Below are 20,691 nucleotides of genomic sequence, written 5' to 3' on the forward strand. Positions count from 1 at the left end.
CATGTGGGCGCAAGCCCCGGCGCTGTTACAGCTGGATCCAGGTGGCCTTGATCTCGCTGTACTTGTCGAACGCATGCAGCGATTTGTCGCGCCCATTGCCGGACTGCTTGTAGCCACCGAACGGGGCGGTCATGTCACCGCCATCCCAGCCGTTCACCCAGACGCTGCCGGCGCGCAGCTGGCGTGCGACGCGATGGGCGCGGCCCAGATCGCGCGTCCACAGGCCGGCGGCGAGGCCGTAGCGGCTGTCATTGGCCAGGCGCACCGCTTCGGCTTCGTCGTCAAAGCCGAGCACCGCCAGCACCGGCCCGAATACTTCCTCGCGCGCCAATGCCTGGTCGGGGCTCACTTGATCGAATACCGTGGGCTGCACATAACAACCGCCCGCCTCGACATCGGCGCGATGACCGCCCAGCAGCAGGCGGGCGCCCTCGCTTTCGGCACGCACGATATCCCCCATCACCTTGTCCAGATGCGCGGCATCCACCAGCGCGCCCATCGGTGCGTCGGCGTCAAGCGGGTGGCGCGGCTGCATGTGCTGGCCGTAGGCAACCACCTGGTGCACGAAATCCTCGCGGATCGAGCGCTGCACCAGCAGCCGTGACCCGGCAGTACAGACCTCGCCCTGGTTGAAGAAGATGCCCCGTGCCACCGCCTTCGCAGCGGCATCCAGATCGGGGGCATCGGCAAACACCACGTGCGGGCTCTTGCCACCACACTCCAGCCAGACCCGCTTGAGGTTGGACCGCCCTGAATACTGCAGCAGCCGCGCGCCGGTGGCCGTGGAGCCGGTGAACGCCAGCACGTCCACATCCATGTGCAGGGCCAACGGCTCACCGACGCGCGCACCGTGGCCCGGCAGCACGTTCAGCACGCCCTCCGGCAGGCCCGCTTCGGTGGCCAGCGCCGCCAGCCGCAACGCACTCAGGGGCGAGCGCTCGGAAGGCTTGAGCACCACCGAGTTGCCCATGGCCAATGCAGGCGCGATCTTCCAGCACGCCATCAGCAACGGGAAATTCCACGGCACGATCGCCGCCACCACGCCGGCGGGCTCGCGCGTGACCAGGCCCAGCTCATGCGGGCCGGTGGGCGCGACCTCACCGTACAGCTTGTCCACCGCTTCGGCCGTCCAGCGCAGGCAGCGCACCGCGCCGGGCAGGTCGATACGACGCGCATCACGCACCGGCTTGCCCATGTCCAGGGTTTCCAGCAGGGCCAGCTCGTCCGCGTGTTTTTCCACCAACGCCGCCAACGCCAGCAGCACGCGCTTGCGATGGGCCGGGCTGGCCTGTGACCAGTGGCCCGCATCGAAGGCACGCCGCGCCGCGCCCACTGCGCGCTCCACGTCCTGTGCATCGCAGTCGGCGACCACCCCCAGCACGCGACCATCAATCGGGCTGATGCAGTCGAAGCGCGCGCCGCTGGCAGCGTCGGTGTAACGACCCTCGACAAAGGCCTGTCCGGGTATCGAAAGCTGCTGGGCCAGCGCCTGCCAGTGGCTGCGGTCGGGAAAGTCGGCCATGTCGGGCTCCTCGGAACAGTTTCCCCGGTTATACCGGCGCGGCCGCGACTCCACCGTGACGTGGCTGCGCTACATTTCCCCCATCGGACCCGATGGAGCTGGCATGAAGCGTTCCGCGAGCGACCTGCACGATCTGGCCACCCAACGCCCGGAGTCATTGGAGGCGTACTGGATGCCGTTCACCGCCAACCGCCAGTTCAAGGCTGCGCCGCGTGTGCTGGTGCGTGCCGAGGACATGCACTACGAGGATGTCGACGGCCGCCAGATCCTCGATGGCACCGCCGGCCTCTGGTGCTGCAACGCGGGCCATGCACGGCCGCGCATCGTCGAGGCCATCGTCGAGCAGGCGCGCACGCTCGACTATTCGCCGGCCTTCCAGATGGGCTCGCCGCCGGCCTTCGCCCTGGCGCAGCGGCTGGCCGCACTGGCGCCGGGCCCGCTCAACCATGTGTTCTTCACCAGCTCCGGTTCCGAGGCGGTGGATACCGCGATGAAGATCGTGCTGGCCTACCACCGCCAGCGCGGCGAGGGCCAGCGCACGCGCTTCATCAGCCGCGAGAAGGCCTACCACGGGGTGGGTTTCGGCGGCATGGCGCTGGGCGGGCTGCCCAACAACCGCAAGCCGTTCGGCCTGCAGCTGGGCGGCGTCGACTACCTGCGCCACACCCTGGACCTTCCGCGCAATGCGTTCAGCAGGGGCCTGCCGCGCCAGGGCGCGGAGCTGGCCGATGACCTGGAACGGCTGATCGCGCTGCATGATGCCTCGACGATTGCCGCCGTATTCGTTGAACCCATTGCCGGCTCAGCCGGGGTGATCCTGCCCGCACCGGGTTACCTGCAGCGCCTGCGCGAACTGTGCGACCAGCACGGCATCCTGCTGGTGTTCGACGAGGTCATCACCGGTTTCGGCCGGGTTGGGATGCCCTTCGCCGCGCAGCGCTTCGGGGTCACCCCGGACCTGCTGACCTTCGCCAAGGCGGTCAGCAACGGCGCGGTACCGCTGGGTGGCGTGCTGGCCAGCGACGCCGTGCATGCAACCCTGATGCAGGCACCGCCACAGGCCATCGAGCTTTTCCATGGCTATACCTGTTCGGGGCACCCGCTGGCCTGCGCCGCGGCGCTGGCGACGCTGGAGGTCTATGCCGAGGAGCGTCTGTTCGAGCGCGCCATCGAGCTGGGCGAGTACTGGCAGGAACGACTGCATGCGCTGCAGGGCCTGCCCAACGTGATCGACATCCGCAACTTCGGCCTGGTCGGCGCGGTTGAGCTGGCGCCTCGCCGCGATGCGCCGGGCAGCCGGGGCTACGAGGTCTACCGGCGCTGCTTCCACGACGGCCGACTGCTGGTGCGCTGCACCGGCGACATCATCGCACTGTCGCCGCCGCTGATCGTGGACAAGGCGCAGATCGACCAGATCACCGGCACCCTGGGCGAGATGATCCGGGCCACCGCCTGAGCCGGGCCGATGGTGGCGAGCGGGTACAATGGGCGGTTCCGCTCCTGCTCGCTGCCGTGCCCATGGATATCGTCGTCAAAGAAGAACTCAAGGCCTACATCGACCCGCTGACCGCGGACGAACATGACGCGCTGGAGCGCAGCATCCTGGCCGAAGGCTGCCGCGATGCGCTGGTGTTGTGGGGGAATGTACTGGTCGATGGCCATAACCGTTTCGGCATCTGCCAGAAGCATGGCCTGCCCTTCAATACCGTGCAGAACACCCGCTTCCAGAGCATGGAAGACGTGCACCTGTGGATGATCGAACAGCATCTGGGCCGCCGCAGCGTGTCCGACTTCCAGCGCGGCGTGCTGGCGCTGCGCAAGCGCGACATCCTGGCCGCCCGCAAGCAGGTCGAGCAGGCGCAGCTGCAGCGCGAGAGCGATGGCACCGCCGACGTCGCCGATGAGACCGGTGAAGACAGTCCGCCGTGGGAACCGGCACCGAAGATCAGCCGCGCCGAGCTGGCGCGCGAAGCCAAGCTGAGCACCAGCCAGGTCGGCATGATCGAGCGCATCCACGCCCAGGCCGCCGCCGAGGTGGTGGAAGCGGTCAAGGCCGGCGTGATCTCGATCAGCGCCGCCGCCGCCGTGGCCGACCTGCCGGAAGAAGAGCAGCGCGCCGCCGCCGCCGGTGGCAAGGACGAGCTGAAGCAGGCCGCCAAGCGCGTGCGCGAGTCCAAGCGCAAGCCGCGCGCACCGAAGCCGGAAGCGGCCGAGATGGACTTCGAGGAACCGGACGAGGAGCAGATCGCCAGCCGCGACGCCGAGGTGCTGTCGGCGCTGGAACAACTGGGCGAGGATGCCCCGGCACTGCGCCGCCGCGTCGTCGCGCTGACCCGCGAGAACGACACCCTGCGCGCGCAGCTGGCTGCGTTGCGCAAGCAACTGGAAGCGCTCTGAACCAGCGGGTAGTGCCGGCCGCTGGCCGGCAACCCCATGAACGTTCCGCGTGCGTAGCGGATGCCGGCCAGCGGCCGGCACTACCAGATGCTCATGCCGTGCCGGTTAGACTTCCGGCATGACGCCTGCCCACGATCCGCGCCGCGCTCAGCTGCGACGCCTGAAAGCCCTCGCACTGGGCCTGCTGCTGTTGATGCTGGCCGGATTCGCGGTCAGCCACTGGCAGGGCGAACGCGGCATCTGGGCCTGGGTCTCGGCGTTCTGCGAGGCCGCAGCCGTGGGCGCACTGGCCGACTGGTTCGCCGTCGTCGCGCTGTTCCGGCGCCCGATGGGCCTGCCGATTCCGCACACTGCGATCATCCCGCGCAGCAAGGAACGCATCGGCGACAGCCTCGCCCTGTTCGTGCGTGACCAGTTCCTGGAACCGCAGGTGCTACTGGCCAAGCTGCAGGTGTTCGATCCGGCCAGCCGCCTCGGCAGTTGGCTGGCAGACCCGGCGCGCTCGCGGATGCTGGCCGACATGGCACGCGGCTGGGCCCTGCAGGCACTGGACTTCTTCGACGAGACAGCGGTGCGCCGGCAGCTGCATGCGTTCGTGGTGCAGCAGCTGCGGCAGTGGAATGCCGCCGCCACCGCCGGTGAGCTGCTGGCCCTGCTGACCGCCGACGGGCGCCACCAGCGCGTGCTGGACGAGGGCCTGCAGCGGCTCGGCCGCTGGCTGGAACAGCCAGAAGTGAAGGAACGCGCCTCGCAGCTGATCGTGCGCTACATCCAGCGCGAATGGCCGACGCTGTCGAGCACGGTGAACTGGGTGAAGCCGATCGATGAGATCGGCGACAGCCTGGCCGAGCGCCTGGCGCGGGCGGTGCTGGAAGAACTGCAGCAGGTACTGGCCGAGCCGCAGCATCCGCTGCGCCAGGACTACGAGACCTGGCTGCAGAACTACGTGCAGCGCCTGCGCGAGGACCCGGCCCTGGCCGAGCGCATCGAACAGCTCAAGCAGGAAATGATCGACCACCCCGCCCTGCAGGACTATGTGCAAGGGCTGTGGGCGCGCATCCACGCCAGCCTGCGTGACGACCTGCAGCGCGAGGACTCGGCGCTGGTCGGACACCTGCAGCGCAGCCTCGCCTCACTGGGCGCCAGCCTGCAGGCCGACCCGGCCCTGCGCGAGGCCCTCAACCAGCACCTGCTGGAAGGTGCGCAACGCCTGACCGGCCGTCTGCGCGAGGGTGTGACCACGCATATCGCGCAGACCGTGAAGGGCTGGGACGAGCGGCATCTGGTCGAACAGCTGGAACTGAGCGTGGGCCGCGACCTGCAGTTCATCCGCTTCAACGGCACGCTGGTGGGTGGGCTGATCGGCCTGTTGCTGCATGCGGCGACAGTGGTGTTCAGGTTCTAGGCCTCGGTGCGCCCCCGGATCATCATGCTTGATTCATAAAATGCGAATGCCTATCATTTACTGATCGGTTTGTACGCTTAGCCAAGCGGGCGCGGAAGACGCGCCCATCGCCCGTGTACATCCCCGACCTCTGGATTGCCCGCCTGCGCGGGCAGTGCTTCGTCGATGGGACACGCTGGGCGACATGCGCAGGGCGCAAGGGGGCCGCGGACGCGTTCCATCCCCTCCCCTACCTGCAGGAACGCCGTGGACCGCTCGCCCGCAACCGCCAGCCCCCGCACCTTCTTCTCCAATCCACGCTGGGGCGTGCTGTCACGCTCGCTGGCCGCGATCTTCGGCGGCTACGCGCTGGCTTCGGCCACCAGCGTGTTCTGCGCGGTGGCGCTGCCCGGTGCGCGCGGCCAGACCGTGCTGACCGGCATGCTGCTGGCCATCCTGGTGGCCGCGTGCGCAGCGCTGTGGGCGTTCGCGACCCGCAGCGCGCTGCGCGCCTGGGTGGGCATCCTCGCGCCCGCGCTGCTGATGGCCACCATTGCGCGCCTGCTGGGGGCCTGGGCATGAAGAACGGGTTCCGCCAATCGATGGCCTGGCTGCACACCTGGACCGGCCTGCTGGTCGGCTGGTTGCTGCTGCTGATCTTCATGGCGGGCACCGCCAGCTACTATCGCGAGGAAATCAGCCGCTGGATGCGACCGGAACTTCCGTCCAGCCAGGTCAGCATCGATGTCGCCGCGCAGCGCGCCGTGGATTACCTGCAGGCCAATGCGGCGCAGGCCGGGAACTGGTTCGTCACCCTGCCGCAGCCGCGCAACCCGGCCATGCAGATGTTCTGGCGGTTGCCACCGGAGCTGGCCGATCCCAGTCGCGGCCGTCGCGGTGGCTTCGGCGAAGCCACGCTGGACCCGAATACCGGCCAGGCACTGAAGGCACGCGAAACGCGGGGCGGTGATTTCTTCTACCGCCTGCATTTCGACCTGCACTACATCCCGGTGCTGTGGGCGCGCTACCTGGTCGGCTTCTGCGCGATGTTCATGCTGGTGGCGATCATCACCGGCGTCATCACCCACAAGAAAATCTTCAAGGACTTCTTCACCTTCCGCAAGGACAAGGGCCTGCGTTCCTGGCTTGATTTCCACAACGTCAGCGCGGTGATGGCCCTGCCCTACCACGCGATGATCACCTACACCGGCATCGTCACCCTGATGATCATGTACCTGCCGTGGGGGGTGAAAGTCGCCTACCCGCAGGACGAAGACAAGTTCTTCAGCGAAGCCTTCGGCGGCATGCCGGAGGTGACCGCGCCGGCCGAAGGACGCGCCACGCCGCTGCCGATCGCGCAGCTGCTGGACAGCGCACGTGCGCACTGGCACGGTGTGGAAGTGGCCGGCTTCACCGTGTCCAACCCGGGGGCGGCCAATGCGGTGATCGACATCCGCCAACGCGACGGCAAGCGCCTGTCCACCGACACTCCCGCCGTTCGCTACAACATGGTCAACGGCACGTTGCTGGAAGAGACGCCTCCATCCGGCGGCGCTACCGCCACCCGTGGCGTGCTGTACGGCCTGCACCTGGCGCGCTTCGCCGATTGGGGCCTGCGTGCACTGTTCTTCCTGTCCGGCCTGGTCGGCTGCCTGATGGTGGCCAGCGGCGTGGTGCTGTGGGCGGTGAAGGAACGGCCGAAGCATGCCAAGAGTGGGCGCACCGGCTTCGGCCTGCGCCTGGTCGATGCGCTGAACATCGGCACCGTGGCCGGCCTGCCGATCGCTTTCGCGGCCTACTTCTGGGGCAACCGCCTGCTGCCGCTGGACATCGCCGAGCGCGCGAGTGCGGAGGCCAACGTGTTCTTCTACGCCTGGGGCGGCGCGCTGCTGGCCGCCTTCATCTGGCCGAAGCGGATGATGTGGGCGTGGCAGCTGTACCTGGGTGCGGCTGCGTTCGCGCTGGTACCGGTGGTCAACGCGCTGACCACGCACGCGCATCTTGGCATCACATTGCGCAGCGGTGACTGGGTACTGGCTGGCGTCGATCTGTCGATGATCGCGTTCGGTGCGATGCTGGCGCTGTGCGGCTGGCGCATGCAGCGCTGGACGCCACCGCTGAGCGCGGCCGAGAAGAAGAAGCGCGCCGCCGCCGCAGCAGCACCCAGGGCCCCGGTGGACGCTGCGGAAACCGCCGAAGCGGAGGCCAGCGCATGATGCTGCTGGCACTGGCCCTGTCGTTCTCCGCGTTCACCGCGTTGTCGCTGGCGATGGAAAAGCACCAGCACGACCTGCACGGCAGCGCCGCAGCCACGCCCGCACGGCGCACCCAGTGGCGCGTGCTGGGCTGGGCCCTGCTGACGGTGGCGTTCGCGCTGTGCGTGATCGACCACGGCTGGGCGATGGGCCCGGTGCTGTGGCTGGGCACGATGACACTGGGCGGTCTGGCGCTGTCGTTCGGGCTGTACCCGTACCGGCCGAAGTGGATCGCGGCGTTGGCGATCGTGCTGCCGGTGCTGGGGCTGGTGGTGGCGGTGCTGTAGCCGGGCCACCGGGGTCGGATCCCTTTCGCGAAGCGCAAGGGCTCTGACCCCTGGTGCGTAGATCCGGATGGGGTCAGAGCCCCTGCGCTTCGCGCAGGGGATCCGAGCCCGGGCGTCGCGTTACCCCAACCGCTTCAATTCCCACGCGCGGTGGATGCGCGCGTTGCGCTCGAAGTCCGGGCCGATGGTGCGCGCGGTGATCTCGCGGCACTGGGCGAATTCGGCGATGGCGTTCTCTTCCAGCTTGAAGCGGCGGAAATTGTTGGAGAAGTACAGCACGCCGCCCGGCGACAGCCGCGCCACGGCTGCACGCAGCAGCTTGATCTGCTCGCGCTGCACGTCGAAGTCATCGGCGCGCGCGGAGTTGGAGAAGGTCGGCGGGTCACAGAAGATCACGTCGTACTGGCCACGGTCGCCCTCCAGCCACGCCATCGCGTCGGCCTGCACCAGCAGGTGCTGGTTGCCGCCCTGCCCGTTCAACGCCAGGTTGTCGTAGCACCACTGCAGGTAGGTCGCCGACAGATCGACGCTGGTGGTGCTGGCGGCACCGGCCACCGCCGCCTGCACGCTGGCCACGCCGGTGTAGCAGAACAGGTTGAGGAAGCGCTTGCCACGTACCTGCTCGGCCATCATCCGGCGCAGCGGGCGGTGGTCGAGGAACAGGCCGGTGTCCAGGTAGTCGAACAGATTCACCTGCAGCAGTGCATTGTTCTCGCGCACCACGATGAATTCGTCACGCTGCTCGAAGCGGCCGTACTTGCTGCCGCCCTTGCCGCGCTCGCGCGACTTCATCGAGACCTGCTCGGGCGGCACGCCGAACACTTCGCGCGCAGCGGCCAGCAGCTCGTTGCGGCGGCGGCGCACGTCGTTCTCGGGAATGGCAGCCGGTGCGGCGTATTCCTGCACGTGCAGGAAGGTACGGCGCTTGCCGCCGTCTTCCTCGTAGACGTCGATGGCGGCCGCGTACTCCGGCAGGTCGGCGTCATAGGCGCGGAAGCAGGTGATGTCTTCGCGGGCACGCCAGCTCTTGAACTTCTTCAGGTTCTTGCGCAGGCGGTTGGCCACCATCTGCGCGCCTTCGCTCAGCTCGCGCGGCTGCGCCGGGTCACGGCCCGGCACGGCAATCGGGTCGCAGACGATCAGCGCACATTCCAAGGCACCGTTGAACATCTGGTACTTCTTGCCGGCGCGCAGGCCGGTGGCGAAGGCCAGTTCGTCGTTGCCGCACAGCAGGCTGGCGCGCCACTGCGGCACCGCCTTCTGCAGGGCGTTGCCCAGCGCGCGGTACAGCGCCGGATCGGCGGCCAGGCGTTCGTCGTACGGCGGGTTGCAGACCACCGCACCGATCTCCTGTTCCGGCGCGGCCAGGTCGGCCACGTCGGCGCGGGTGAAACGGATCGCGTGGGCGACGCCCGCGACTTCGGCATTCTCGCGCGCCGCCTGGATCGCGGTCGGGTCGATGTCGCTGCCGTGGATGACCGGCTTCAGCGCGGCCAGGCCGGCCGCTTCGCGCTCACGTGCTTCGCTCTGGATGGACTTCCAGGCGGCCTTGTCGAAGCCCAGCCAGCGGCTCGGCGGCAGGCTGCCATGCCGCATCAGGCCAGGGGCAACGTCGGCGGCCATCAGTGCGCCTTCGATCAGCAGCGTGCCGCTGCCACACATCGGGTCCAGCAGGCCACCACCGGCGGCATGCAGGCGCGGCCATTGCGCGCGCAGCAGCAGCGCAGCGGCCAGGTTTTCCTTCAGCGGTGCCTCGTGGGCAGCACCGCGCCAGCCACGGCGATGCAGCGGGCCACCGCCGAGATCGATCGACAACGAGGCGCGGCCCTTGCGCAGCGACAGGTTGACGCGCACGTCGGGCAGATCGGTGTTGACCGAGGGACGTTCCAGGCCTTCATCGCGCATGCGGTCGACGATGGCGTCCTTGATCCGCTGCGCGGCGAAGCGGGCGTGGGTGATCTTGTCGCCGGACACGTGCGCGTCCACCGCCAGGGTCATCTCCGGCGTGATGTGCTCGTGCCACGGCAGCGCACGCACGCCGTCGTACAGGGCCTGCTCGTCCGGGCACTCGAACTCGTCGATGGGCCACAGCACGCGGCTGGCCAGGCGCGACCACATCACGATCCGCAGCGCCTGCGCCAGTTCGCCCTCGGCGTTGACGCCGGCAATGGTCGCAGTGGCCTTGCCAAGGCCCAGGGCCGACAGTTCATCGGCAAGCAGGTATTCCAGGCCCTTGGCGCAGGAGACGAAGAATTTCACGGGATCGGTTCGCAGGTGGTCGGGCGCGGCACAGGGGCCGGGCCGGTCGGAAAGGAGGGCCGTAGGCACGGCCGGCAGGCCCGCGCCGGGGGCGGCGGGGCTGCCATTGTAGTCAATGCGGGCGGGCGCGCCGTGCGCCCGGGCTTCACAGTTGCCGCAGCAGGCGCTCGAAGGCCTGCGCGGAAGCCTCCACGTGGCGCTCGAGGCGGTGGCCGTCGTCGACCAGCAGCAGCTGCGCCGAGCGCGCCTGCGCCCACGCGATCACTCCCGCTGCTGGCACCACGTCGTCATGCCAGGCCTGGACCACGGTGGTCGGCACGGCGGCGGCGTTCAGCGCCGGCATCGGGCCCATGGTGGTCGGCGGCACCATCAGGAACAGGCCGGCCACCGGTACCTGCAACGAGGCGATGGCGGAAATGTAGGCGCCCAGGCTGGAGCCGGCCAGCACCACCGGCCCCTGCCGGGCCGCGATGGCGGCGCGCTCGACCAGGCGGCGCAGGCGGGTCGGCACGTCGCCTACCCGGCTGACCTCGCTCATCGCGTCCAGGTCGGTGTAGTCCGGGCGCTCATGGGTCCAGCCCAGGCGCTGCGCCACGTCGGCCAGCGCGGTGACCTTGGTCGCCTCCGGGCCGCTCTCGAAACCATGGGACAGGATGCAGTGGCCGCGGCTCATGCGCGCGCTCCGTGGGAGCGGGTCGGCGGCGAAAGAGGAGGCAGGTTCATGCTGCAATGCTAGCATCGCCGGATGCCCAACCCGCTCCTGCCCGGCCTGCAGCTGCAGCCCCTGCCCTACCACGACCGACTGCCGCTGCGCGACCCGGCCACGCTGGAGATGGTGGTGATCCACTGCACCGAGCTGCCCGATCTGGCGATGGCCCGCGAGTACGGCGAGCGCGTGCTGTACGACAGCGGCGCCGGCAACAGCGGCCACTTCTACATCGACCGCGATGGCAGCGTGGTGCAGTACGTTGCACCGGAACGCGTGGCCCATCACGTGCGCGGCATGAACGCGCATACGCTGGGCATCGAGCTGGTCAATACCGGGCGCTATCCGGACTGGTTCGACAGCCGCCACCAGGCGATGGACGAGGCGTACACCGAGGCACAGCTGCAGGCGCTGGAACAGCTGCTGCTGGCGCTGGTGGCGCACTACCCGTCGCTGCGACGGATTGCCGGGCATGACCAGCTGGACCTGGAACGGGTGCCGGCCAGCGACGATGCGACGTTGACGGTGGCGCGCAAGCGCGATCCGGGGCCGTTGTTCCCGTGGGCGCGGGTGCTGGCGAAGGTGCCGTTGCAGCCGGTTGGGTAAGCGGCAGGGCTGCGCCCTGCACCCGCAGAGGCAACGGCAACGGCAAACGCTGGCATTCCGTGGGATGGCGGGGTGGGTCCGGTTGCGGACACCCCCGCAACCGGACCCACCCCGCCTTCGGCAGTTCTCCGCGGTCCTTCGAATCGACACGGGGTCGGATCCCGTTGCTACGCAACGGGCTCTGACCCGATTTTCGGTTGATGGGGTCAGAACCGTTCTCCGTTGGAAAACGGATCCGCCCCCGCGCGGCTCAGGCGCCGGTCGCCACCGGGCGGCTGCTGTCGCTGACCCACCCGCTCCAGGAGTCGGCGTAGATGCGCGCACCGGACAGGCCCGCCGTTTCCATCGCCAGCAGCAGATGGCAGGCGGTCACGCCGGAGCCGCACATCAGCACCACCTGCTGCGGATCGCGGTTGCCGATCACGCCCTGCAGTTCGGCGCGCAGCGCCTGTGGGTCGCGCAGGTGGCCATCGAGTACGTTCAAGGCGAACGGGCGGTTGACCGCGCCCGGCACGTGGCCGGCGACCGGGTCCAGCGGCTCGACGTCACCGCGGAAGCGCTCACCGGCGCGCGCGTCGACCAGCCAGCCCGGCGCGTGCTTCAGCCGTGCGCTGATTTCATCGGCGTTGGCGATCTGGGTGGTGTCGAAACGGCCCGGGTAGGCAGGTAACACCGTCACTTCAGTCGGCCCGCTCGCCAGCGCGTGACCGGCGGCCTGCCAGGCGGCAATACCGCCGTCGAGCACGGCCACCCGGGTGTGCCCGATCAGCCGCAGCAGCCACCACAGGCGCGAGGCGGCCATGCTGCCGTCGCTGCCGTCGTAGACCACCACCTGGGTTTCGGGACCGATGCCCCACGTACCGAGCTTCGCGGCGAACGCATCGCTGTCCGGCAGCGGGTGCCGGCCATGGCCGCTTCGGGTCAGATCCGACAGATCACGGTTGAGATCGGCATGCACCGCAGTCGGTATGTGCCCTGCCAGATACTGGCCGCCCGCCGCCTGCGGATCGGCCAGCGAAGCACGCGCATCGACCACGCGCACGGCGGTGCTGGCGGTGGCACGCGCGTCGACGACGCGCACGCCTGCGCCCAGCGCAGCGGCAAGGGTGGTGACATCGACCAGGGTGGTCCACGGCGGATCGATCGGCTTCATTGCACTTGCTCCAGGCGACGACGCAGGTTGTAGAGAATGGCAGCGGTCGCGCCCCAGATGCGCTGGCCCGGCCAGCCATACTCCAGGACGTGGCGGACCCGGCCGCGATGAGTGATTTCGACCTGGCGCAGGCTGTCGGGCGCCATCAGATAATCCAGCGGCACCTCGAACACTTCGGCCACTTCGCTGGGCTGCGGCACCGGCACGAAATCCGGATCCACCACCGCCACCACCGGCGTGACCCGGTAGCCGGTGATGGTGACGAAGGGATCGAGATACCCCAGCGCCTGCACCTGGCCGGGCGCCAATGCGATTTCTTCCTGGCTCTCGCGCAGCGCGGCCGCCAATGCGTCGCGGTCATCGGGCTCGGTGCGGCCGCCGGGAAATCCGACCTGGCCCCCGTGCGTGCGCAGGGTTTCGGTGCGGCGGGTCAGGATCACCTGTGCGCCGTTGGCGCGCGGGACGATGCCGGCCAGCACCGCAGCCTCCACCGGAGGCCCGGGCGGCAGCAGGTCGATCAGCTCACTGCGGTTCCAGCCGTCGCCGGCCGGCGGTTGGGCCAAGGGGTGCAGCGCGCGCATCAGTCGCTCGTGGTCGGCCAGCGAGCCACGCAGCGATTGCTGCAGTTGTTCGCGCAGGGGCTGCACGCGGTGCAGGATGCGGCTGCGTTCCTCGTTGCTCATCGACGACCACCGCGCGATCTCATCGATATGCCGCGCGCAGCCGGTGCATTGCCGGTGCGGATCCAGCGTGCACACTCCGATGCAGGGACTTGCGACAACACGCGCCGTTTCTTCCATTGTTTGCACCCGGCAACAGTAGCGCGATCGGGCTGAATTTGCGCGGGTGGCCCGGCCCAACGGTAGAGTCGACTGTCAGTCGACGCTCGCGCGCAGCGCGGGCGTTTCACCGCCAGGGGCTGCACAAACAGAAACGCGCCGGTGGGATCACCGGCGCGTTTCGTTTGCTGTTTCGATTTACTTGACGCTGACCAGCTTGATCTCGAACTGCACAGCCACGTTCGGCGGGAACGGGGTGCGCGGGTCGGCACCGTAGGCCTGGTCCGGCGGCAGGGTGACTTCCCACTTCGAGCCGGCCGGCATCTGCAGCAGGGTCTCGCGCATGGCCTTCATTTCAACTTCGCTGACCTTGATCGACGGGATCTGCTGGGCCGGGCGGGCTTCGGTCGGGCGCTGGCCGTACGGGAACGGACCGGCCACTTCCAGCTGCACGGTGCTGGCCTGGGTCGGCTTGGCGCCCTTGCCGGCTTCGATCACGCGGTACTGGACGCCGCTCGGCAGGGACTGCACGCCGGCCTTGGCCTTGTTCGCCGCGATGAACTGATCGCTCTTGGTCTTGTTTTCGGCAGCCGCCTTTTCGTACTCGGCCTTGGCAGCCTGGGCACGGCCCTGCTCGCGCTTCTGGAACGCTTCAACGGCCGGCTTCAGCTGCTCGGCGGTGATCGCCGGCTGCTTCTTGGCGTAGGCATCCTGCAGGCCCTTCACCACCGAGTTGATGTCCAGCTGCTCACCGCGACCGGTCAGCTCCGCCAGGTTGTTGCCGTAGTCGTAACCGAAGTAATAACTCAGCTTGCCCTTCTCGGACGCGATGTCCTGGGCGAAGGCATTGCCCGTCAGGGCCAGGGCCGCGACGGCGACCGCGATAGAACGCAACTTCATCAAACAGTTCTCCAGGGGTGGTAACTCAGGGACGTTCTTCGCCGCCCTGAGGCGACGGGTTAGGATAACGGGCGCAACGTGTAACCGCTACTCACGATGCAGGCTATGACCCGTCTGCGTTTGCAGAGTTCAATATCACTTTTTTTTAACGTTCCAGGAGTTTCCCCGTGGCCGATGCCCTGATCGCTGTTGCCGACGACGGCGCCATCCGCACCGTGACCGTCCAGCGCCCGGACAAGCTCAATGCCCTGAACGCCGCGACCCTGCAGGCGCTGGCCGATGCCTTCAGGGACGCCGCTGCCGATCCGGAGGTGCGCGTGGTGGTGTTGACCGGGGCGGGCCCGAAGGCCTTCGTGGCCGGTGCCGACATCGCGGAAATGAACACCCTCAGCGCCGTTCAGGGACGTGATTTCTCGCTGCTGGGCCAGGCCCTGATGCGCCAGATCGAACGCATGCCCAAGCCGGTCATCGCACGCGTGAACGGTTTCGCGCTGGGCGGCGGGCTTGAGTTGGCGATGGCGTGCCACCTGCGCATCGCCGCCGATACCGCCAAGGTCGGCCAACCGGAAATCAATCTCGGCCTGATTCCCGGCTTCGGCGGCAGCCAGCGCCTGCTGCGCCTGTGTGGCCGCGCCACCACCCTGGAGCTGTGCCTGCTGGGGGCGCCGATCAACGCCGCGCGTGCGCTGGAACTGGGCATCATCAACGAAGTCGTGCCGGCCGACGCGCTGGACAACCGCGTGCAGGACGTCGCCCGCCAGCTGGCACGCTCAGCACCGCTGGCCCTGCGTGGCCTGCTCGACGCGGTGCACGTGGGCGGCGAATGCAGCCTGGAGGCCGGGCTGGAATACGAAAGTGCGCAGTTCGGCCTGCTGTTCGCCACCGAGGACATGCGTGAAGGCACCAATGCCTTCCTGCAGCGCCGCCCGCCGGCCTTCCAGAACCGCTGACGCCATGGCATCCCGACCCAACCCCGCGCAGCTGTTCGCCCGGGTCCAGGCAGGCGATCTCGATGGCGCCCTGCAGGCGGGGCTGATGGACTACGTCGCCCGTGCCGGCGACGAACAGCTGCTGCCTGGCCACCCGGACCTTCCGCAGCGGCTGCAGCAGGCGCAGCAGCAACTGCGTACGGCCTGGGCCGCACGCGAACGCTATCGCGCCCGCGCGGTGCGCCTGGCCCGCCGCGAAGCCGAGCGCGATGCACGTCGCACCCCGCCCCCGGCACCGGACGTGAAGCCCCCCCTGCCCGCCGCGGCGGCCGCGATTCTCGCCCGGGCCAAGGCCCGCGTCACCGGCAAGGAGCCGTAATGGCCACCGCGAAGAAGACTGCCCACGCACCGGCGCGGCGCGGCGGCCGCATGCCGCGCGCCGACGTGGTGGAAATGTTCACCCGCCTGCGCGAGCTCAATCCGCACCCGAAGACCGAGCTTGAGTACAGCTCGCCGTTCGAACTGCTGGTGGCCGTGGCGCTGTCCGCCCAGGCCACCGACGTCGGCGTCAACAAGGCCACCCGCCGCCTGTTCCCGGTCGCCAACACGCCGGCGAAGATCCTCGCGCTCGGTGAGGATGGCCTGAAGCCGTACATCGCCACCATCGGGCTGTTCAACGCCAAGGCGAAGAACGTGATCGCCACCTGCGCGATCCTGCTGCAGAAGTACGGCGGCGAAGTGCCGCGCGACCGCGAAGCGCTGGAAGCGCTGCCCGGTGTGGGCCGCAAGACCGCCAACGTGGTGCTCAACACCGCCTTCGGCGAGCCGGTGATGGCGGTGGATACGCATATCTTCCGCGTCTCCAACCGTACCGGCCTGGCCCCCGGCAAGAACGTGCGCGAAGTGGAGGACACGCTGGTGAAGGTGATTCCGGCCGAGTTCCTGCTCGACGCGCACCATTGGCTGATCCTGCATGGCCGCTACGTGTGCAAGGCGCGCAAGCCGGATTGCCCGGGCTGCGTGATCGCCGACCTGTGCCGGTTCAAGGAAAAGACCACAGCCGAGACGTGACGCGGATCGTGTTGTGACGAAACGAAGACGGCGGGCACCAGGCCCGCCGTCCGCGTGTATGGACAAGGGTGCTTCAGGAGATCAGAACGACAGGTCGCCCCAGACGCCGAATTCCTTGGTCTTGTCGTTCTTCTTGTCGCTGGCGTTGGCCAGGTGCGTGTACTTGTACACGGTCGACAGCTTGAGGTTCTTCATGACCGGGAACTCGACGCCGACGTTCCAGTACTTGTCGCTCAGGGTCGGGTCCAGGGTCTTGCTGACGTCGGTGTCATCGTAACGACCGAACACGTTGATGCCGCCGTCGGTCACGCGCACGCTGCCCCACACCGACCAGCCACTGGTCTTGTCGGTGGCAACGGTCAGCACGTTGTTGAGGTTCTTGGCCTGGAAGTACTCGCCGCCGACGCGGAAGTTGCTGTCGGCGTAGGCCACCATCGCGTTGGCGCGGGTGTAGGTGTTCTCGGCGCTCTGGATGTCGGTTTCCTTGCCCAGCTTGCCGCTGTAGCCGCCGACGGCGACCACGAAGTTCTCGTTCGGGGTGTAGGCCACGCGGCCTTCCACGTCCATGCCCTTGCTGCGGGTCGGGTTCTTGTAGCCGGCGCCGGACACGACCGAGACGGCGTAGTTGAAGTTGTTGCCCAGGTTGCCGAAGCCATGCAGGCCCCAGTCGGACGAGTTGCCGTACTTCAGGCGGTCGGTCAGGGTGTTCTCGACATAGCGCATGCCGTAGAACTTCTCGACGTACGGGATCCACGGCATGTCGGCGGCACCGACGCGCAGGTTGAAGGCCGGGTCGAAGCTGCCCTGCACGTAGGCCTTCTTGACGAACAGTTCGGTGTTGCCGATGGCCGAGCTGTACTGGAAGTCGGTGGTCAGGTTGGCCGACCAGATGTCGTTGAACTTGTGGTCGACGGTCAGGTAGAAGCGCTTGACGTCCAGGCCGGTGCCGCTGGCGGCGGTGTCCTTGCCGTTGCTGGTCTTGTCGATGTTGGTCAGGTCGAAGAACATGCGACCGCCAATCTTGTTGTCATTGACCAGCTTGGCCAGCTTGTCGACGCTGGTCTGGGTCTTCTGCGCACCTTCCAGGGCCTGCGCCTGGGTGATGTTCACTTCGGACTGCGCGTCGGACTGCGCCTGCAGCGCCTGCGAATCGTTCTGCAACTGCTGGACCTGGGCCTGCAGCGCAGCGATCTGTGCCTGCAGCTGCTGCAACTGTGCCTGGGACACGCCCGAGCTGGCGGGGGCTGCGAAGGCGTCGGCGGAAACCAGACCGAGGCTTGCAACGACCGCGGCGGCGAGCAAATGGGAACGCATTTGGATTTCTCCAGAGGGTTGGAATGGCTTGGGCAGAACGCCACGCCGGCAGGCCGGTCAAGCGTTTTGCGAACGTTCCGTTAAAACCATGACAGCCGAATGACAGATTGAGCACCAACCCCAGATTTCTTCGTGCGGTCATGCGTACGACTCATTTGCGCGCACATGCTTATCGATCCGTTGCGCCCCATGGCGTGGTGTATCGGCACCGACACGCGGGCAAGCCGCCGGGTCACCCTGGTCCGCACCGCCCGGCTTCGCGCGGATGACGCGGAATCCCTGCGCAACGCCAGGCGACGACCGCGCGAAGGGAGGCAGCCGTCACCTCATCGGCCACCTATGCAAGGTGACCGCAACCGGCGCCGGCGCACCTCCCTTGTGCCCGCACGACCGCCTCAGCCGCTGCGCGAAACCTTCACGGCCCGCGCTGCGCAAGCGTCAGCCAGCGCTGTAACGGATGCGTCATACAACGGTCCCCGCGCTGTCATCGAACCGTTATGGAATGTGCGCCGGGCGGGTAACCCCGCATTCCAATCAACCCAGGAGCCACCCCGTGATCCACGCCTTCAAGTCGCGCGTTGCCGTTGCCGTCTTCGCAGCGTCGTCCGTGTTCGCCGCCAACGCCGCTGAAATCACCGGCGCGGGCGCCTCGTTCATCTACCCGGTGATGTCGAAGTGGTCGGCCGACTACAACGCTGCCACCAGCAACAAGGTCAACTACCAGTCGATCGGTTCCGGCGGCGGCATTGCGCAGATCAAGGCCAAGACCGTTGATTTCGGCTCTTCCGATGCACCGCTGAAGCCGGAAGAACTGGCCGCCTCGGGCCTGGCCCAGTTCCCGTCGGTGATCGGCGGCGTGGTGCCGGTGGTCAACGTGGCCGGCATCGCCCCGGGCGCACTGAAGCTGGACGGCACCGTGCTGGCCAACATCTTCCTGGGCAAGATCAAGACCTGGAACGACCCGGCCATCGCCGCGCTGAACCCGGGCGTGACCCTGCCGAGCGCCAAGATCACCGTCGTGCACCGCTCGGATGGTTCGGGCACCACCTTCAACTTCGTCAACTACCTGTCCAAGGTCAGCCCGGAGTGGAAGAGCTCGGTCGGTGAAGGCACCTCGGTCCAGTGGCCGGCCGGCATCGGCGGCAAGGGCAACGAAGGCGTTGCTGCCTACGTGAAGCAGATCAAGGGCGGCATCGGCTACGTCGAACTGTCCTACGCACTGCAGAACAAGCTGTCGTACACGGCGATGAAGAACGCTGCCGGCAGGTTCGTCCAGCCGAGCGATGCATCGTTCGCCGCCGCTGCCGCCAGCGCCGACTGGGCCAGCGCCAAGGACTTCTACCTGGTGATGACCAACGCCCCGGGCGCCGAGTCCTGGCCGATCACCGCCACCAACTTCATCCTGGTGCACAAGAAGCCGAAGAACGCTGCCAACGGCAAGGCCACCCAGGAGTTCTTCCGCTGGGTCTACAAGAGCGGCGACGCCCAGGCCCGCCAGCTGGACTACGTGCCGCTGCCGGACAGCCTGGTCCGCCAGATCGAGACCTACTGGTCGCAGAACCTGAAGTAAGCACGTTCCCCCGCAGGAACGGGGCCGGCGGGTCCTCTCTCCCCCGCCGGCCCCAACCGGGCGCGAGATCCTCGAGATCTCGCGCTCTTCTTGTTTTCGGGGATGCATGCATCTGCCTCTGCAGCGCCGAGCCCACGCTCGGCTGGGTGCTGGAGCGTGCGGACCGACGGTCCGCACCTACCGAGGGCAGGGAGCCGTCGAACATGGCTTGACTCCACAAGGGCCAACCGGCCGCCATACCGGTGCGCAGATCCGGGGTCTCCGGGGCTCTGCCGGATGGGGGCCAACCCGGTGAAACCCTTGTCAGAACGTGATCCAGGACACCTCTGTCATGGTCGTAATACGGCTGTAACAAAAACATCATTTCATAGCCGCATCCGCCGACCACGTCGGCTCTTCCCCGCTATGGAGTGACCATGAAACTGCACTCGGCCGGCCTTGCCGCCCTTTCCCTGGCCATCGCCCTGGGCCTGTCGGCCTGCGGTGGCGACAAGCAGGCCGCGCAGCAGCCGGCGGCCGACGGTGCCGCTGCCCCGGCCGCTGCCGGTGCCAAGGTGACCGCCGAAGTGTCCGGCGCGGGCGCGTCCTTCATCTTCCCGCTGGTCTCCAAGTGGTCGGCCGACTACAACGCCAGCACCGGTGCCAAGATCAACTACCAGTCGATCGGCTCCGGCGGCGGCATCGCCCAGATCAAGGCCGGCACCGTCGACTTCGGCTCCTCCGACAAGCCGCTGAGCAGCGAAGAGCTGGCACAGGCCGGCCTGGCACAGTTCCCGTCGGCCATCGGCGGCGTGGTGCCAGTGGTCAACATCGAAGGCCTGGAAGCCGGCAAGCTGCGCCTGAGCGGCGCCCTGCTGGCCGACATCTTCCTGGGCAAGGTCAAGACCTGGAACGATCCGGCCATCGTCGCCGCCAACCCGGGCGTGAAGCTGCCGGACGGCAAGATCACCCTGGTCCACCGTTCGGACGGTTCGGGCACCACCTTCAACTTCTCCAACTACCTGTCCAAGGTCAGCTCGGAGTGGAAGAGCAAGGTCGGCGAAGGCACCTCGGTGCAGTGGCCGGACGGCGTCGGTGGCAAGGGCAATGAAGGCGTCGCTTCGTACGTGAAGCAGATCAAGGGCTCCATCGGCTACGTCGAGCTGGCCTACGCGCTGCAGAACGGCATGCCGTACACCGCCATGCAGAACGCCGCCGGCAACTGGGTCGAGCCCAGCGCGGAAACCTTCGCCGCGGCGGCCGCCAGCGCCGACTGGGCCAGCGCCAAGGACTTCAACCTGGTCATCACCAACGCCCCGGGCGAGCAGGCGTGGCCGATCACCGCCACCAACTTCATGCTGATGCAGAAGCAGCCGAAGGACGCCAAGCGCAACCAGGACACCCTGGCCTTCTTCAAGTGGGCCTTCGAGAACGGCCAGGCCCAGGCCAACGAGCTGCACTACGTGCCGCTGCCGGCCGAACTGGTCAAGCAGATCGAGGCCTACTGGGCGACCGACCTGAAGTGACGGACTCGACGGTGCCCGCCCCGCGCGGGCACCGCTTCCACGCCGTGCCGCCCC

General features: G+C 68.0%; 19 protein-coding genes. 12 read left to right on the forward strand and 7 right to left on the reverse strand.

From position 1 onward, the window contains the following. Window positions 1–25: 25 nt before the first annotated feature. Window positions 26–1,522 carry an aldehyde dehydrogenase gene (locus AC5QAB_RS08885; protein ID WP_241884755.1) on the reverse strand — a complete coding sequence of 499 codons (1,497 nt, stop codon included), beginning with the start codon at window positions 1,520–1,522 and terminating at the stop codon, window positions 26–28. A 103-nt stretch (window positions 1,523–1,625) separates the two neighbouring features. Between AC5QAB_RS08885 and aptA the strand changes: the two genes are divergently transcribed. From aptA to AC5QAB_RS08915, 6 genes are all read left to right on the forward strand, one after another. After that, the gene (gene aptA / locus AC5QAB_RS08890) at window positions 1,626–2,978 is read left to right on the forward strand and encodes an omega-aminotransferase AptA (protein ID WP_241884754.1); all 1,353 of its coding nucleotides are present in this window, start codon (window positions 1,626–1,628) and stop codon (window positions 2,976–2,978) included. 62 nt (window positions 2,979–3,040) lie between these two features. Continuing rightward, window positions 3,041–3,919: a ParB N-terminal domain-containing protein gene (locus AC5QAB_RS08895; protein WP_014646555.1), complete on the forward strand. Its 879-nt coding sequence runs from the start codon at window positions 3,041–3,043 to the stop codon at window positions 3,917–3,919. Window positions 3,920–4,037: 118 nt separating this feature from the next. After that, window positions 4,038–5,324, forward strand: coding sequence for a DUF445 domain-containing protein (locus AC5QAB_RS08900; protein ID WP_049405926.1), 1,287 nt, complete (start codon window positions 4,038–4,040; stop codon window positions 5,322–5,324). Between the two features lie 246 nt (window positions 5,325–5,570). After that, complete coding sequence (locus tag AC5QAB_RS08905) at window positions 5,571–5,885, forward strand: DUF3649 domain-containing protein (RefSeq protein WP_241884753.1); 315 nt, start codon at window positions 5,571–5,573, stop codon at window positions 5,883–5,885. Continuing rightward, window positions 5,882–7,519 carry a PepSY-associated TM helix domain-containing protein gene (locus AC5QAB_RS08910; RefSeq protein WP_032961598.1) on the forward strand — a complete coding sequence of 546 codons (1,638 nt, stop codon included), beginning with the start codon at window positions 5,882–5,884 and terminating at the stop codon, window positions 7,517–7,519. The genes AC5QAB_RS08905 and AC5QAB_RS08910 overlap by 4 nt, the downstream gene beginning before the upstream one ends. Next, a complete protein-coding gene (locus AC5QAB_RS08915; RefSeq protein ID WP_046429772.1) occupies window positions 7,516–7,845 on the forward strand; it encodes a DUF3325 domain-containing protein in 330 nt (109 codons plus the stop codon). The genes AC5QAB_RS08910 and AC5QAB_RS08915 overlap by 4 nt, the downstream gene beginning before the upstream one ends. 120 nt (window positions 7,846–7,965) lie before the next feature. On the opposite strand, the gene rlmKL is transcribed toward AC5QAB_RS08915, so the two are convergent. Together rlmKL and AC5QAB_RS08925 are read right to left on the reverse strand one after the other, a co-directional pair. Beyond that, complete coding sequence (rlmKL, locus tag AC5QAB_RS08920) at window positions 7,966–10,104, reverse strand: bifunctional 23S rRNA (guanine(2069)-N(7))-methyltransferase RlmK/23S rRNA (guanine(2445)-N(2))-methyltransferase RlmL (RefSeq protein WP_495233353.1); 2,139 nt, start codon at window positions 10,102–10,104, stop codon at window positions 7,966–7,968. A gap of 145 nt (window positions 10,105–10,249) precedes the next feature. Then, the gene (locus AC5QAB_RS08925; RefSeq protein ID WP_197561731.1) at window positions 10,250–10,777 is read right to left on the reverse strand and encodes a hypothetical protein; all 528 of its coding nucleotides are present in this window, start codon (window positions 10,775–10,777) and stop codon (window positions 10,250–10,252) included. A 72-nt stretch (window positions 10,778–10,849) separates the two neighbouring features. On the opposite strand from AC5QAB_RS08925, the gene AC5QAB_RS08930 reads away from it, so the two are divergent. Then, the gene (locus AC5QAB_RS08930; protein ID WP_049405919.1) at window positions 10,850–11,416 is read left to right on the forward strand and encodes an N-acetylmuramoyl-L-alanine amidase; all 567 of its coding nucleotides are present in this window, start codon (window positions 10,850–10,852) and stop codon (window positions 11,414–11,416) included. Between the two features lie 250 nt (window positions 11,417–11,666). Here the strand turns inward: AC5QAB_RS08930 and AC5QAB_RS08935 are convergent, their stop codons facing one another. From AC5QAB_RS08935 to AC5QAB_RS08945, 3 genes are all read right to left on the reverse strand, one after another. Beyond that, window positions 11,667–12,569 (reverse strand): sulfurtransferase, encoded by a 903-nt coding sequence (locus AC5QAB_RS08935; protein ID WP_032960239.1) that lies wholly within the window; start codon window positions 12,567–12,569, stop codon window positions 11,667–11,669. Next, window positions 12,566–13,369, reverse strand: a complete 804-nt coding sequence (locus AC5QAB_RS08940) for a CoA pyrophosphatase (protein WP_053495261.1) — start codon at window positions 13,367–13,369, stop codon at window positions 12,566–12,568. The genes AC5QAB_RS08935 and AC5QAB_RS08940 overlap by 4 nt, the downstream gene beginning before the upstream one ends. Window positions 13,370–13,546: 177 nt before the next feature. Beyond that, window positions 13,547–14,248 carry an FKBP-type peptidyl-prolyl cis-trans isomerase gene (locus tag AC5QAB_RS08945; RefSeq protein ID WP_014646545.1) on the reverse strand — a complete coding sequence of 234 codons (702 nt, stop codon included), beginning with the start codon at window positions 14,246–14,248 and terminating at the stop codon, window positions 13,547–13,549. A 167-nt stretch (window positions 14,249–14,415) separates the two neighbouring features. Here AC5QAB_RS08945 and AC5QAB_RS08950 point away from each other — a divergent pair, with 167 nt between their 5' ends. Genes AC5QAB_RS08950 through nth form a run of 3 tightly spaced genes read left to right on the forward strand, consistent with a single transcriptional unit; the run spans window position 14,416 to window position 16,248 of the window. Continuing rightward, on the forward strand, window positions 14,416–15,198 hold the full coding sequence (locus AC5QAB_RS08950) for an enoyl-CoA hydratase-related protein (RefSeq protein ID WP_197562210.1): 783 nt from the start codon (window positions 14,416–14,418) through the stop codon (window positions 15,196–15,198). A gap of 4 nt (window positions 15,199–15,202) precedes the next feature. Beyond that, window positions 15,203–15,556 (forward strand): hypothetical protein, encoded by a 354-nt coding sequence (locus AC5QAB_RS08955; protein ID WP_049407490.1) that lies wholly within the window; start codon window positions 15,203–15,205, stop codon window positions 15,554–15,556. Continuing rightward, the gene (nth, locus tag AC5QAB_RS08960) at window positions 15,556–16,248 is read left to right on the forward strand and encodes an endonuclease III (RefSeq protein WP_197562211.1); all 693 of its coding nucleotides are present in this window, start codon (window positions 15,556–15,558) and stop codon (window positions 16,246–16,248) included. The genes AC5QAB_RS08955 and nth overlap by 1 nt, the downstream gene beginning before the upstream one ends. Window positions 16,249–16,329: 81 nt before the next feature. Here nth and AC5QAB_RS08965 read toward each other — a convergent pair whose 3' ends face one another. Then, on the reverse strand, window positions 16,330–17,562 hold the full coding sequence (locus AC5QAB_RS08965) for a porin (protein WP_014646541.1): 1,233 nt from the start codon (window positions 17,560–17,562) through the stop codon (window positions 16,330–16,332). Between the two features lie 553 nt (window positions 17,563–18,115). On the opposite strand from AC5QAB_RS08965, the gene pstS (AC5QAB_RS08970) reads away from it, so the two are divergent. Both pstS (AC5QAB_RS08970) and pstS (AC5QAB_RS08975) read left to right on the forward strand, forming a co-directional pair. Then, on the forward strand, window positions 18,116–19,132 hold the full coding sequence (gene pstS, locus AC5QAB_RS08970; RefSeq protein WP_014646540.1) for a phosphate ABC transporter substrate-binding protein PstS: 1,017 nt from the start codon (window positions 18,116–18,118) through the stop codon (window positions 19,130–19,132). A 416-nt stretch (window positions 19,133–19,548) separates the two neighbouring features. Further along, window positions 19,549–20,637, forward strand: a complete 1,089-nt coding sequence (gene pstS, locus AC5QAB_RS08975) for a phosphate ABC transporter substrate-binding protein PstS (RefSeq protein ID WP_241884748.1) — start codon at window positions 19,549–19,551, stop codon at window positions 20,635–20,637. The last annotated feature ends 54 nt before the right edge of the window (window positions 20,638–20,691 follow it).

Source organism: Stenotrophomonas sp. YJH_SMC_127 (genome assembly GCF_059372445.1).

Bases quoted from the DNA above. Each gene is read 5' to 3' on its own strand.
- AC5QAB_RS08885 (WP_241884755.1), bottom strand. From the start codon at position 1,522: ATGGCCGACTTTCCCGACCGCAGCCACTGGCAGGCGCTGGCCCAGCAG.
- aptA (WP_241884754.1), top strand. From the start codon at position 1,626: ATGAAGCGTTCCGCGAGCGACCTGCACGATCTGGCCACCCAACGCCCG.
- AC5QAB_RS08895 (WP_014646555.1), top strand. From the start codon at position 3,041: ATGGATATCGTCGTCAAAGAAGAACTCAAGGCCTACATCGACCCGCTG.
- AC5QAB_RS08900 (WP_049405926.1), top strand. From the start codon at position 4,038: ATGACGCCTGCCCACGATCCGCGCCGCGCTCAGCTGCGACGCCTGAAA.
- AC5QAB_RS08910 (WP_032961598.1), top strand. From the start codon at position 5,882: ATGAAGAACGGGTTCCGCCAATCGATGGCCTGGCTGCACACCTGGACC.
- AC5QAB_RS08915 (WP_046429772.1), top strand. From the start codon at position 7,516: ATGATGCTGCTGGCACTGGCCCTGTCGTTCTCCGCGTTCACCGCGTTG.
- AC5QAB_RS08925 (WP_197561731.1), bottom strand. From the start codon at position 10,777: ATGAGCCGCGGCCACTGCATCCTGTCCCATGGTTTCGAGAGCGGCCCG.
- AC5QAB_RS08930 (WP_049405919.1), top strand. From the start codon at position 10,850: ATGCCCAACCCGCTCCTGCCCGGCCTGCAGCTGCAGCCCCTGCCCTAC.
- AC5QAB_RS08935 (WP_032960239.1), bottom strand. From the start codon at position 12,569: ATGAAGCCGATCGATCCGCCGTGGACCACCCTGGTCGATGTCACCACC.
- AC5QAB_RS08940 (WP_053495261.1), bottom strand. From the start codon at position 13,369: ATGGAAGAAACGGCGCGTGTTGTCGCAAGTCCCTGCATCGGAGTGTGC.
- AC5QAB_RS08945 (WP_014646545.1), bottom strand. From the start codon at position 14,248: ATGAAGTTGCGTTCTATCGCGGTCGCCGTCGCGGCCCTGGCCCTGACG.
- AC5QAB_RS08955 (WP_049407490.1), top strand. From the start codon at position 15,203: ATGGCATCCCGACCCAACCCCGCGCAGCTGTTCGCCCGGGTCCAGGCA.
- nth (WP_197562211.1), top strand. From the start codon at position 15,556: ATGGCCACCGCGAAGAAGACTGCCCACGCACCGGCGCGGCGCGGCGGC.
- AC5QAB_RS08965 (WP_014646541.1), bottom strand. From the start codon at position 17,562: ATGCGTTCCCATTTGCTCGCCGCCGCGGTCGTTGCAAGCCTCGGTCTG.
- pstS (WP_241884748.1), top strand. From the start codon at position 19,549: ATGAAACTGCACTCGGCCGGCCTTGCCGCCCTTTCCCTGGCCATCGCC.